The 13,180-nt window shown below is 67.0% G+C and carries 11 protein-coding genes; 6 read left to right on the top strand and 5 right to left on the bottom strand.

Annotation, left to right across the window (positions count from 1 at the left end):
* Positions 1–158: 158 nt before the first annotated feature.
* The 3 genes from ACX80O_RS15300 (at position 159) to ACX80O_RS15290 (ending at position 4,260) form a co-directional block, all read left to right on the top strand.
* Entirely contained in the window at positions 159–1,556 is a 1,398-nt protein-coding gene (locus ACX80O_RS15300) for a dicarboxylate/amino acid:cation symporter (RefSeq protein WP_459333957.1), read from the top strand.
* A 144-nt stretch (positions 1,557–1,700) separates the two neighbouring features.
* The gene (locus ACX80O_RS15295; protein WP_459333956.1) at positions 1,701–2,327 is read left to right on the top strand and encodes a Maf family protein; all 627 of its coding nucleotides are present in this window, start codon (positions 1,701–1,703) and stop codon (positions 2,325–2,327) included.
* Positions 2,328–2,463: 136 nt separating this feature from the next.
* Positions 2,464–4,260, top strand: coding sequence for an acetyl/propionyl/methylcrotonyl-CoA carboxylase subunit alpha (locus ACX80O_RS15290; RefSeq protein WP_459333955.1), 1,797 nt, complete (start codon positions 2,464–2,466; stop codon positions 4,258–4,260).
* A 92-nt stretch (positions 4,261–4,352) separates the two neighbouring features.
* On the opposite strand, the gene ACX80O_RS15285 is transcribed toward ACX80O_RS15290, so the two are convergent.
* The 4 genes from ACX80O_RS15285 to ACX80O_RS15270 form a co-directional block, all read right to left on the bottom strand.
* Positions 4,353–4,952: a hypothetical protein gene (locus ACX80O_RS15285; RefSeq protein ID WP_459307823.1), complete on the bottom strand. Its 600-nt coding sequence runs from the start codon at positions 4,950–4,952 to the stop codon at positions 4,353–4,355.
* Positions 4,949–6,265, bottom strand: a complete 1,317-nt coding sequence (locus tag ACX80O_RS15280; RefSeq protein WP_459333954.1) for a serine/threonine-protein kinase — start codon at positions 6,263–6,265, stop codon at positions 4,949–4,951. Before ACX80O_RS15280 ends, ACX80O_RS15285 begins: the two co-directional genes overlap by 4 nt.
* Before the next feature lie 139 nt (positions 6,266–6,404).
* Positions 6,405–7,817: an MFS transporter gene (locus ACX80O_RS15275; RefSeq protein ID WP_459307821.1), complete on the bottom strand. Its 1,413-nt coding sequence runs from the start codon at positions 7,815–7,817 to the stop codon at positions 6,405–6,407.
* Between the two features lie 181 nt (positions 7,818–7,998).
* Complete coding sequence (locus ACX80O_RS15270; RefSeq protein WP_459333953.1) at positions 7,999–9,399, bottom strand: NAD(P)H-quinone dehydrogenase; 1,401 nt, start codon at positions 9,397–9,399, stop codon at positions 7,999–8,001.
* Between the two features lie 128 nt (positions 9,400–9,527).
* Between ACX80O_RS15270 and ACX80O_RS15265 the strand changes: the two genes are divergently transcribed.
* From ACX80O_RS15265 to ACX80O_RS15255, 3 genes are all read left to right on the top strand, one after another.
* A complete protein-coding gene (locus ACX80O_RS15265; RefSeq protein ID WP_459333973.1) occupies positions 9,528–10,331 on the top strand; it encodes a purine-nucleoside phosphorylase in 804 nt (267 codons plus the stop codon).
* A gap of 26 nt (positions 10,332–10,357) precedes the next feature.
* Positions 10,358–12,103 carry a phospho-sugar mutase gene (locus ACX80O_RS15260; RefSeq protein ID WP_459333952.1) on the top strand — a complete coding sequence of 582 codons (1,746 nt, stop codon included), beginning with the start codon at positions 10,358–10,360 and terminating at the stop codon, positions 12,101–12,103.
* Positions 12,104–12,176: 73 nt separating this feature from the next.
* Positions 12,177–12,485 carry a hypothetical protein gene (locus ACX80O_RS15255; protein ID WP_459307818.1) on the top strand — a complete coding sequence of 103 codons (309 nt, stop codon included), beginning with the start codon at positions 12,177–12,179 and terminating at the stop codon, positions 12,483–12,485.
* Between the two features lie 154 nt (positions 12,486–12,639).
* Here the strand turns inward: ACX80O_RS15255 and ACX80O_RS15250 are convergent.
* The coding region (locus ACX80O_RS15250; RefSeq protein WP_459333951.1) for an aldehyde dehydrogenase family protein at positions 12,640–13,180 on the bottom strand (541 nt) is incomplete at its 5' end.

Genomic DNA, 13,180 nt, shown 5'->3' with positions numbered 1-13,180 from the left:
AGCACAGGAGGTTTGTCACACCGTCCGGGGAATAACCCTGCGCATCGCCGGGGCGACGCGGATTCCGGGTGCAGCCGGGTCCGTTTGCCGCGATCGGCCCGGTAACATTCCGCAATGCCCGCTACAACAGCTCACCTGAGCGGCCCTACGGTTCTGGAGTGACTACAGAAACGAAATCCCGCACCCGGCTACCCAGGTGGGTTACCTCCTTTGGCCCCCAGATCCTCGCCGCCCTGGCGGTCGGGCTGGGCCTGGGCCTGCTCGCCAAATACGCCGGCCACACCGAGGAGACCCCCAACGCGCTGGGCGCGACCCTAGGGACGATCGGCACCAGTTACATCTCGTTGCTGCAGGCCGCCGTCGTCCCCCTGATCTTCACCGCGGTGGTGAGCTCCATCAGCAACCTCCGCGCCGTCCACAACGCGGCCCGGCTCGCCGGCCAGACCCTCCTGTGGTTCGGGATCACGGCGCTGATCGCCGTCGTCATTGGCATCGGCCTGGGCACGGTCTTCCAGCCGGGTGCAGGAACCGGCGCGACACCCCCTGACGAGTATTCGGGGCGGACCGGCAGCTGGTGGGCGTTTTTGACCGGTCTCATCCCGGCGAACTTCCTCGGCTTGCGGGCTGCAACCACCGCCGGCGAAACCGGTGACCTCACCACAGCCCTGAGCTTCAACGTGCTCCAGGTGCTGGTGGTCGCGATCGCTGTCGGTATTGCGGCGCTGAAGGTGGGTAAGCCAGCCGAACCCTTCCTGAACTTCACAGCCTCGGCGCTGGCAGTGATCCAAAAGGTCCTCTGGTGGATCATCCGGATCGCTCCGCTCGGTACGGTCGGCCTGATCGGCAACGCCGTCGCCGTCTACGGCTGGGACACCATCGGATCCCTGGGCAAGTTCACGCTGGCCGTGTACGTGGGACTCGCGCTGGTTCTCTTCGTGGTCTACCCGATCCTGATCCGGGTCCACGGTTTGTCGGTGCGGCAGTACTTCTCCGGCGCCTGGCCTGCCATCCAACTGGCCTTCGTCTCGCGGTCTTCCATCGGCACCCTGCCCCTGACGCAGCGGGTCACCGAACGGAACCTCGGCGTGCCCCGCGCCTACGCATCGTTCGCGGTCCCGCTCGGTGCGACCACCAAGATGGACGGCTGCGCTGCCATCTACCCGGCGATCGCTGCCCTGTTCGTCGCGCAGTTCTTCGGGATCGAGCTGAGCCTCACCCAGTACCTCCTGATTGCGCTCGTCTCGGTGCTCGGGTCCGCTGCGACCGCGGGAACCACCGGCGCCGTCGTCATGCTGACCCTGACCCTCTCCACGCTGGGGCTCCCCCTGGCGGGCGTGGGCCTGCTGCTCGCCGTCGACCCCATCCTGGATATGGGGCGCACCGCCCTGAACGTCGCCGGGCAGGCACTGATCCCCACCATCGTGGCCAGGCGGGAAGGCATTCTGGACACCGATCTGTACAACGCTGCACGCACCGGCGACCCGTTCGCCGATGACAACCTTCCCACCGAGGAGAGGCCAGAGGTCACGCCGGAGCTGGCGAACACCCGCAGCTAGACGGGCCGAACGGCGGAAGGGTGGGCAACCTGGACATTCCGGTCGGAAATTTCGACCCCGGCCGTCCAGTTTGACCCCCGGAACAGTCCAGGGTGACCACCGGAGCGGGTTGGGGGCGTCGAGCAGAAGTGTTTAGGCTGGGCTATGACTTCCCGCCTCATCCTCGCCTCCGCGTCCCCGGCCCGCACCAAGGTCCTATCCGACGCCGGTATCCGCCACTCGGTGCTCGTCTCGGACGTGGACGAGGATGCCGTCGCCGCCCAGTACGGCCCGCTCGACGCCTGTGATACCTCTCTGCTGCTGGCCCGCGCCAAGGCAGAGGCGGTTGCCTCGGTAGGCGGGTCGGGGGGCGCACTGGTGATCGGCTGCGACTCGATCTTCGAGTTCGACGGCGAAGCGCACGGCAAACCGTGGGAGCCCGGGATCGCGCGGGCCCGGATCCGCCGAATGAGTGGCTCCTTCGGCGTACTGCACACCGGTCACTGGCTCGTCGATACGCGCGACCCGTCCGACGGCGGATCGGGGGCCACTGTGGGCGCCGTCGCCTCCGCCTCGGTGCACTTCGCCCGCCTGACTGACGACGAGATTGACGCCTACGTCGCCACAGGCGAGCCCCTGCAGGTGGCCGGGTCGTTCACGATCGACGGTCTGGGCGGCGCGTTCATCACCCGGGTCGACGGCGACCCGCACGCCGTCATCGGGCTGAGTGTCTCAACGCTGCGGGGGCTGCTCGCCTCCGCAGGGCTGACCGTGATGGATTTCTGGGCCTAGCCGCGCAAGCCCCCGGAACCTTTGTAGCATCCCTACAAAGAAAGCACCCGCCACACGCGCTATCCGCATGGATTATGGGCAGAGACGACACTATGGCGCTAGGCTCCGAAGAGATACGAAGGAGCCAGACCACACCATGAGCGAGTCCCTTTCCGCTGCAGTACACCCCGTTTCAAAGGTCCTGATCGCTAACCGCGGCGAAATTGCGGTGCGCATCATCCGTGCAGCCCGCGACGAAGGGCTAACGTCGGTCGCCGTCTACGCGGATCCTGACCGGGATGCCTTGCACGTCCGGCTCGCCGATGAGGCCTACGGTCTGGGCGGCAGCACAGCCGCGGAGTCCTACCTGATGATGGACCGCATTCTTGAGGCGGCCCAACGCAGCGGCGCCGACGCCATCCACCCCGGCTACGGTTTCCTGTCCGAGAACGCCGACTTCGCCCAGAAGGTGATCGACGCTGGCATCACCTGGATCGGCCCCTCGCCGGACGCCATCTCCCAGCTGGGCGACAAGGTCAAAGCCCGCCACATCGCAGAGAAGGTGGGCGCTCCCTTAGTGCCCGGCACCAAAGATCCGGTCGGCTCGGTCCGCGAAGTCCAGGATTTTGCGGACGAGTTCGGGCTACCCCTCGCCATCAAGGCTGCCTTCGGCGGCGGCGGCCGGGGAATCAAAGTGGTCCGGGACGCAGCCGACATTCCCGAAGCCTACGAATCGGCGGTCCGTGAGGCCACGGCGGCGTTCGGGCGGGGCGAGTGTTTCGTGGAACGGTTCCTCGATGCGCCCCGCCACGTCGAAACCCAATGCCTTGCCGACGCCCACGGGAACGTCGTCGTCGTCTCCACCCGCGATTGCTCCCTGCAGCGCCGCAACCAGAAGCTGGTTGAGGAAGCGCCGGCCCCGTTCCTCAGCGACGACCAGAATCGCCAGCTCTACGAGGCGTCCAAGGCCATCCTGCGCGAGGCCGGTTACCGGGGCGCCGGCACGTGTGAGTTCCTCGTTGGCCAGGACGGCACTATCTCCTTCCTCGAAGTCAACACCCGCCTCCAGGTGGAGCACCCCGTCTCGGAGGAGGTGACCGGCATCGACCTGGTTCGCGAACAGTTCCGCCTGGCCCGCGGCGAGGCCCTGGGCTACAGCGACCCGGAGGTGCGCGGCCATTCCTTCGAGTTCCGCATCAACGGTGAGGACGCCGGCCGCAACTTCATGCCCGCCCCCGGCACCGTCCAGACCTTCACCCTCCCCACCGGTCCCGGCATCCGGGTCGACTCAGGCGTCGAAGCCGGTGAGGTCATCGGCGGAAACTTCGATTCCATGCTCGCGAAGCTCATCGTCACCGGCGCTACCCGCGCCCAGGCGCTGCAGCGTGCACGCCGCGCCCTGACGGAAATGCAGGTCACCGGCATGCCGACGGTGCTGCCGTTCCACGCCGCCGTCGTCGCGGATCCCGCGTTTGCCCCGGTGGACGGTCCCTTCTCGGTTCACACCCGCTGGATCGAGACCGAGTTCATCAATACCATCGAGCCGTGGAACCCCGGGGAGGCGCAGGATTCCGCGCCCGACGACGACGGCGGCCGCCAACGCATCACCGTCGAGGTAGCCGGCAAGCGGCTTGAGGTGGTGCTTCCTGCGGGGCTGGGTGGCACAGGTCGTCAGGTGTCAGCAGGGAAGCCGAAGAAGGCGCTGCGTGCCCGCGGCGGCTCGTCGGCGGCTGCCGACGGCGACGACCTCACTTCACCCATGCAGGGCACCATCGTGAAGGTGGCAGTGTCCGACGGCGACCTCGTCGCCGAGGGAGACCTGATCGTCGTCCTGGAGGCCATGAAGATGGAACAGCCCCTCACCGCCCACAAGGCCGGGATCCTGTCGGGACTCAACGCCGCGCCGGGTGACACGGTAGCCGCGGGTGCCGTGATCGCAGCCATTTCCGACTAGCCGCAGCACGCCTGCCCACCAGGCTTCACGCCCCGGTGGGCAGAGACGTCCAGGCCCGCCAGGATCCCCGGGTGGCTGGGCACTTGCGCAGGCTACCCGCCGTCGTCGCGCTTGTCCTGCTCGCGCTCGGCCTCTTTTTCGAGCTTTTCCTGTTCCCGCTGTTGTTTTTCCTGCTCGCGCTCGGCGTCGCGCTGCTCTTTTTCAGTCTGCTCGTCGGCTTCATCGTCATCCCCGGAATCATTCCGTGGGGTCGCCGGGTCGGGAGTGGCGGCCGGACTGGGAGCCTCGGTGGGCTCGGGCGTCGGGGAGTCCACCGGTGTCTCGACAGTTGGCTCGGGCGTTGGCTCGACCGTTGACTCGGGCGTTGGCTCGGGTTGGGGAGCAGCCGGGGCGGGCTGGCCCAGCTCGGCGGCAAGGGCGAGAAGCAGCTCATCGATGGTCGACTGGATCTGTGCCGCGCGGTCAGCCGTGACGGTCCCCTGGCCCTGAGCCACGGTGACCGTCTGGCTGAGTTCGGTAGCCAGCAGGGTGGCGCCTGCCTGGTCGCCTGCAGCCGCGGCAGTGGCAATGTCACGGACCGACGCCTGGAACCCGGCCGCCACGCCCGATTCGAGGTCCGGGGTGCCACACCCTGCCAGCAGGAGCGCTGTAGCGAGCGACGCAGCAGCCCAGTAGTGTGCCCGACGCCTCACGGTTGCACCTTTTCATAGAGTTTTTCGAGCAGTTCGCCGGTGGTGCCCGGTACCGCCGGCAACTCTTCGACCGGCGCCGGTCCCCTGAGGTTGAGGGCAACCACCACCGCCAGGCCGAGGATCAACACTGCGACGGCGACAAGCACACCGACCAGCCCGGTCCGGCGTCGTCCGGGTTGGTGGTGGCCTGACGGCATCCGGCGGTCCGGGGGAACCCGCGACGCGGTCGGCGTAGGCTCGCGCGACGCGGTCGGCACCTGCTCGAGCGGCGCAGCCGGCTGTACCGCCGTTGCCGGCTGAGCGAGGGCTTGCGGGACTGCCGTTCCCTGCACGACCGTGGCCGGTTGGTGCGCCGCCATCACAGCCGTCGCCATCCCTGAGTCCGGTATCGGGGTCACAGCAGTCCGCGCGGGCTGGTGCGACGGTTCGCCGGGCAGGAACAATTGGAAACGCCTGTCGGCTGGCGCGTCACGGTCCAGTGCCTCGGTGGGGGGTTCGGCATACGTCCACTGGGCGAACTCGGCGGCGACAGCACCAGCGGTGGGCCGGTCGTCGGGATTGTCGGCTGTCATCCGGGACAGCAACGAGTGCCAGGCCGGCCCGAACCCGGCCGGAATCGACGGAGCGCGATGCAGCCTGGCGACCGCCGCCTCAAGGCTCGTGCCCGGATAGGCTCGCTCGCCGGTCAGCGACTCCAGCAACACCAGCCCCAATGAGTAGATGTCAGTGGGCGTGCCAACCGTGCCGCCACGGGCCTGTTCAGGGCTGAGATAGGCTGCCGTCCCGACGGTCAGCCCGGTGGCGGTCTGCCGGGCTGCATCATAGAAACGAGCGATCCCGAAGTCGGTCAACAGGTAGCCAAAGACCCCGCTCTCCGGTTCGGTGCTGCGCGTCAGAATGTTCGATGGCTTGATGTCCCGGTGCAGGATGCCACGCTGATGGATGTAGGCGAGCGTGCGCGCCACATCCCAGCCGGCCAGCCGGACGGAGTCCGGAGCCAGTGCCCCGTCAGCCAGGACCGCGCCGAGATCCGGTCCCTCGATCAGTTCCATCACCAGGTAGGTGGATCCAGACGACGTTTCGGACGAATCCATGTCCAGCACCCGCACCAGCCCGGGGTGGTGCAACCCCGCCAGCAGCCGTGCCTCGTCGGATCCCCGGGAGACGCCGTCCGCGGCGCCCGGCCTGAACAGTTTCACCGCCACATCCCTGCCGAGCCGCGTGTCCTGGGCGCGGTAGACCTCGGCCATCCCGCCGACGCCCACCACACCACCCAGGAGGTAGCGCCCGTCAGCCAGTGATTGGGTACTCATGCCGCCTCCGCTGGGTTGATTTCCTGATCGATTCTACGTGGGCGTCTTGTGTGAAGCGTCCCCAGGCGCGTCGACGACGACGACGCGGGACCCGGAGGTGCCGCGCCGTCGTTGTGTGTCAGCGGGTCAGTCAGCCGGGTCAGGCGACGTTGTTGTCGTAGTCATGGTCGCGGGTTTCGCGGCTCAACCAGAGTGCAACGAACGTAGCGACGGCTGCCGCGCTCAGATACAGGCCCACCAACAGCGTGCTGCCATCAGCGAGTTGCCATAGTGCGATAGCGACGAACGACGCCGGTGCGGCGCCGATCACGCTTGACATGTTGTAGGCAACAGCCGAGCCGGTGTACCTGACGTTGGCCGGGAACAGCTCGGGCAGGATGGCTGCCATCGGTCCGAAGGTCAGCCCCATCAGGATGAACCCGATGATCAGCAGCGCCATGGCGCCAGTGGTCCCAGCCCCGAAGAGTGGCACCCAGGTGAACCCGAACAGGGCGATGCCGATGGTGGTGGCCATCAGCATTTTCCGGCGGCCGAACTTCTCGGCCAGCGGACCCGACACCAGGGTGAAGATGCCGAAGAACACCACGCCGACGATGAGCATGACGAGGAAGTCCCCGCGCGCAATCCCGAGCCCGGGAACGAAGGCCTCGGCGGCGGCGTCGTCGAAGCCGCGGCCCGCCGCTTCGGCGGCAGCCCTGGCGTCCTCGACTGAGGCCGGGGTGGTCCCGAAGGTCAGGGTGAACGCCGTCATCAGGTAGAACAGCACGTAGGTGGCGAACATGATGAACGTGCCGAGTAACAGGGCACGCCACTGGTGCTTGAACACGCTGGCCAGCGGCATTTTCACCACCTTGCCCTTGTCCTTGACCTGCTGGAACGAGTGGCTCTCGATGAGCTTGAGCCGGACGTACAGTCCGACGATCACCAGGACGGCGCTCAACAGGAACGGCACCCGCCAGCCCCAGGCCAGGAACTCCTCGTCACTGAGGGTGGCGTTGAGATAGACGAACAGCAGGTTGGCGAGGATGAAGCCGATCGGGGCGCCCAACTGCGGGAACGTGCCGTAGACGGCACGCTTGTTCTTCGGGGCGTTCTCGGTGGCGAGCAGCGCAGCGCCGCTCCATTCACCGCCCAGGGCCAGGCCCTGGAAGAACCGCAGCAGTACCAGCAGCGCCGGCGCGAGGATGATCCAGCCATCCACCTGGGCGGTCGGCAGCACCCCGATCAGGAACGTGGCAATACCCATGGTGAGCAGCGACGCGACGAGCGTCCCCTTGCGCCCAATCCGGTCGCCGTAGTGTCCGAAGATGATCGATCCGAGCGGCCGGGCTACGAAGGCGACGCCGAAGACGGCGAAGGAGCTCAGAATCGCGTTGGCTGGGGTTGCATCCGGGAAGAAAAGCGCCGGGAAGACCAGCACTGAAGCCGTGGCATAAATGTAAAAGTCGTAGAACTCGATAGTGGTGCCGATCAGGCTGGCGAAGATGACGCGGCCCTTGGGATTCTTCGGCGTTGCTGCACCGGCGTCGACGGCGGACGGGGTTGTTGACATGTCTGCGGCTTTCTCTCACTACGGCGGCCGTGCCGGCACCGCGATCGGGTGGTTGAATGCATCAATCAGACCAGCAGGGTCCAACTGGTGGATAAAATTGTCCAGAATATGGACGAAGTGTTTCATGGTCAGGGTACCGCAGCCCTGTCCTGTTGGGCCGGTTTAGCCTAAATTTTGCGCCCTACAGGCGGACGTGAAGCCGCCGCGCTGCCTCGGAAATCGAGCCGGTCAGCGACGGGTACACGGTAAAGGTGTTCGCCACGTCGTCGACGTGCAGTTTCTTGGTCACCGCGAGTGCCAACGGGAAGATCAGCTCGGAGGCGCGGGGGCCGACGACGACTCCGCCGATCACCGTTCCCGATCCCTTACGGGAGATGATCTTCACAAACCCATCGGTCACGTTCATCATTTTCGCCCGTGCGTTGGTGTGAAGGGAGAGCTTGACGACGTCGCCCTGGTACCGGCCGGAGTCGACGTCCGCCTCGGAGACCCCCACCGTGGCGATCTCGGGGGCAGTGAAAATGTTGGAGGCAACCTGCTTCAGCTTCAGCGGGGTGACGCTATCGCCCATCAGATGGGCCATGGCGATCCGGCCCTGCATGGCGGCGACCGATGCCAACGCCAGCACTCCGGTGCAGTCGCCCGCCGCGTATACGTTCGGCGCCGATGTACGGGACACGCCGTCGACCTTGATGTGACCTGATTCGGTGAGCTGGACCCCCGCATCCTCAAGCCCGATCCCGGCCGTGTTGGGGATCGACCCCACGGCGATGAGGCAGTGGCTGCCCTCAACGGTCCGGCCGTCGGAGAGGGTGACGACGACGCCGTCGCCCACCCGCTCCACACCCTGGGCCCGGCATTCGGAGAGCACCGCCATCCCGCGGTTCCTGAACACGTTTTCGAGCACTTCGGCGGCATCCGCATCCTCGCCGGGCAGTACCCGGTCACGGCTCGAAATCAGGGTGACCTGCGATCCCAGACCGTTGTACGCCGAAGCGAATTCTGCACCGGTGACCCCCGAGCCGACCACAATGAGGTTCGGGGGGACCTCGGTGAGCGAGTAGAGCTGGGTCCAGTTGAAGATGCGTTCGCCGTCGGGCTGGGCGGTGGGCAGTTCCCGCGGGTGTGCGCCGACCGTCAGCAGGATGGCGTCGGCCTCGATGATCGTGGCTTCCCCCTCGGCGGTGACCTCGAGCCGGTGATTGTCGAGCAGTTTCCCCTCACCGATGAAGATCTTCACTCCCACCCGCTCCAGCGCCCGGGTGATGTCCGCCGACTGCTCACCGGCGAGCTTGAGGAGCCGTGCGTTGACCTGGGCGAGATCCGCGTAGGCCGTCTCGGTGTTCTCGAAGCGCACTCCCAGTTCGTGCGCTGAGGCAACCTGGGCCATGATGTCGGCGGTCGCGATCAGCGTTTTGGAGGGGACGACGTCGGTCAGGACCGCAGCTCCACCGAGCCCCTGTCGTTCAACAATGGTGACGCTGGCGCCGAGCGATGCGGCCACCATTGCCGCCTCATAGCCGCCGGGCCCGCCGCCCAGGATAGCGATTCGAAGGGCACTGAAATCTAGTTGGCTGGTCACAACTGACCATTCTGTCCTATCCCCGCCGCGCGCTCAAACGGTCAGCCTCCCCCGCCGGGCCCCTCTCTCGGTGGCCGCGGGCCGGGAACTGAGGGTAAGTTTGGTCAGTGATCGCGAACCCCTCGTCAATGACGCCGACCGACCCCTTCCACCTGGCACGCGCAGCAGCCGACCATATTGCCGCCCACACGGGGGTCGAAAGCCATGACATTGCCCTGGTGCTGGGCTCGGGCTGGGGCGACGCAGCCGAACTCATCGGCGAAACCACCCACACCCTTCAGGCCACGGACATCCCAGGGTTTTCCGCGCCAGCGGTCGAGGGCCATGTGGGGACCGTGCGCTCGGTCCTGACAACCTCGGGCAAACGGGCCCTCGTGGTCGGCTCCCGCACCCACTATTACGAAGGAAAGGGCGTCAGGGCTGTAGTCCATGGGGTGCGCACCGCCGCCGCAGCGGGCGCCAAGGTGATGGTCCTGACCAACGGGTGCGGCGGGCTGCAGGAGCAGTGGACTCCCGGCACTCCCGTGCTCATCAGCGACCATCTGAACCTCACCGCCACCTCACCGCTCGAGGGCGCAACGTTCGTCGACCTCACCGACCTGTACTCACCGCGGATCCGGGAACTTGCCCGCGAGGTGGACCCCTCCCTCGAGGAGGGCGTCTATGCCCAGTTCACGGGCCCCCACTACGAAACCCCCGCCGAGGTTCGCTACGCCAGGACCATCGGGGCCGACCTGGTCGGCATGTCGACTGCCCTTGAGGCCATAGCCGCACGGCACGCCGGCATGGAGGTTTTCGGCATCTCCCTCGTCACCAACCTGGCGGCCGGCATCAGCGCAGCACCGCTGAGCCACGCCGAGGTCATCGAATCCGGTGCCGCCGCCGGACCCCGTATCTCACGTTTGCTGGCTGACATCATCAGCCGGCTCTAGCATCAGACCAAAGGTAAGTTGAAGTCATGACGCACGCCGACCACGAATCACTCCTCGCGACTGCCCGGGCCTGGGCGGCCGAGGACCCGGATCCGCAAACCGCAGCGGAGCTGGAGGCGCTGCTTGAGCAGGTCGACGACGACCACGCCACCGCGACGCAGGAGCTACAGGACCGGTTCAGCGGACCCCTGCTGTTCGGCACCGCCGGCCTACGCGCCGCCCTGGGAGCCGGCCCCAACCGGATGAACCGGGTGGTGGTGCGCCGCGCCGCCGCCGGTGTCGCAGCGCAGGTGCTCGGCGTCGCCGATGGCGCCTACGTGCCCCGCGCCGTCGTCGGCTTCGACGCCCGCCACAACTCACGCAACTTCGCCGAAGAGACCGCCGCCGTCTTCACCGCGGCCGGCATCCAGACCTTCCTGCTGCCCAGCGAACTCCCCACCCCGGTGCTCGCCTATGCGGTCCGCGCACTGGAATGCGAGGTGGGCGTCATGGTCACCGCCAGCCACAACCCCCCTCAGGACAACGGGTATAAGGTCTATCTCGGCGGCAGGGCCGTTGACGACGCCGGTCGTGGCGCCCAGATTGTCGCTCCCCAGGACACCGAGATCGCCGCCCGCATCGCCGCCGTCGGGCCCCTCCACGGCATCGTCCTCGCGCCTGAGGGCTGGAATGTCCTCCCCGGCAGCATCGCCAAGGATTATGTGACGTCGGTCGTCGCCCTGGCCGACCGTGAACACTTCCCGGCACGTGACCTCTCCATCGTCCTCACGCCCCTGCATGGGGTCGGTGGCAGGACCGCTCAGGAGGTCCTGGCCGAGGCAGGATTCGGGACCGTGCATGTTGTCGCCGAGCAGGCCGAACCGGACCCCGACTTCCCCACCGTCGATTTCCCCAACCCCGAGGAACCGGGGGCTCTTGACCTTGCGCTGGCCGCAGCGGTGGCCCAGGACGCGGATCTGGTACTCGCCAACGATCCCGACGCCGACCGGGTTGCCGTTGCAGCCAAGGACCCGGCAACCGGCGAGTGGCGGATGCTCCGCGGAGATGAGACGGGGGCGCTGCTGGGTCAACACCTCGCCGCACGGCGGGCCCACGGGGTTAACGCACACGGGGCCGAAACGCACGGGACGGGCGCCGTCTTCGCCAACTCGATTGTGTCCTCCCGGTTGCTGGCCCGCGTCGCCGCCACCGCCGGCATCACCCACACCGAAACCCTCACCGGGTTCAAGTGGATTTCCAGGGTCCCCTCGCTGGCCTACGGCTACGAGGAAGCCCTCGGCTACTGTGTCGCGCCGGATCTGGTCAGGGACAAGGACGGCATCTCGGCCGGCCTGCTGATGGCCGAGCTTGCCGCAGCGACCAAGGCGAACGGACGCACCCTCTTTGACCTGCTCGACGATCTGTCGCTCGTGTACGGATTGCACGCCGGTGACCAGCTCTCGGTCAGGGTCGGCAGCCTCGGTTTGCTGGGCGCGATGATGAACCGCCTGCGCGAGAACCCGCCGCAGTCCTTCGCCGGTTCGGCCGTCGACGTCGTCCAGGACCTGGCGCTGGGTCATGCCGGCCTGCCACCCACCGACGGCCTGCTCTTCCTGACCCGGGATGACACCCGGGTGATCATCCGCCCCAGCGGCACCGAGCCGAAGCTGAAGTGCTACCTGGAGGTAATCGAGCCGGTGGAGTCAGCCGCCGAACTCGACACCGCGAAGCTCACCGCGCGGGCCCGCCTGGATGCCGTCCTGCGCGACGTCGAAGAGTCGCTGGGTCTCTGATCGCTGCGCCGGATTGCAGCGAATCCAGTTATGGTTGAGTCAGTAATGTTTCGCACATCTTCGAGGAGACTCCATGTCACATCCCGCGAGCTCGGCACGGTCAGCCCGGCCGACACAGTCAGCTCAGCCGACACAGTCAGCTCAGCGCAAGCAGCCCACCCACTCCGGTGAGGGCCACCTGGCCAGCAACGTCATCACGTTCGCCGTGATGATGGCACTGTTCCTCGGATCGATTTTTTCGTTGACCTTCTTCGACCAGAACAATGTGTGGGCCTTTGCTTCCTGCCTGGTCCTCTTTTTCCTGGCGTTCTGGATCCCGCAGACCATCCTCGGCCGTTCCGACACCGGTCCCGCCCTCGCCGAGGGTGACCGCAAGGCCTAGTCAGCATCCAACACACGGCATCGGCCCACGAAAAAGTGGCGGACCCGCAGACGAGTGGTTGAGCAACCGCTCCCCTGCGGGTCCGCCACTTTTTTGCGCGTGGGACGGCCCTGTTTGTAGACATCCCTCTTTGTGGACAGCCGTCCGGGTGCGGCTAGAGCAGGCCTTTGGTGTGCCAGACGGTTTTCGTCTCGGTGAAGAACGTGATCCGGTCGATCGAGGGGGCTGCGGCCTCGGGCCCGGTCTCCGGCGGGAGAACCCGTTTCAGGGTTTCCGCGGCGGCGATCTGCAGGTCAACCCAGTCGAGGTTTTCGGCGCCGAGCAGGTCGAGCGCGTTGACGTCGGCGTGGGAGGCCAGCCAGGGGGCGATCTCGGCGGGAGACCCGCTGAGGATGTTCACGACACCCGCGGGGACATCCGAAGTGGCGAGGACTTCCCCGAGGCTCAGGGCCGCCAAGGGTGCACGCTCGTTGCCGAGCACCACCACCGTGTTGCCGCTGACCAGCACCGGCGCCACGGCGCGGACAAACCCGAGCAGCGAACCGGGACCCTGAGGGGCGATAACCGCGACGACGCCGGTGGGCTCGGGGGTGGACAGGTTGAAGTACGGGCCGGAGACGGGGTTGGCGTTGCCGGCCACCTGCACGTACTTGTCGGCCCAGCCGGCATACCAGACCCACAGGTCGATGGCCTCA

Source organism: Arthrobacter glycogeni (assembly GCF_054511155.1).
The sequence above is the reverse complement of the archived record's forward strand: the minus strand, read 5'-3'. Positions and strand labels throughout refer to the sequence as shown.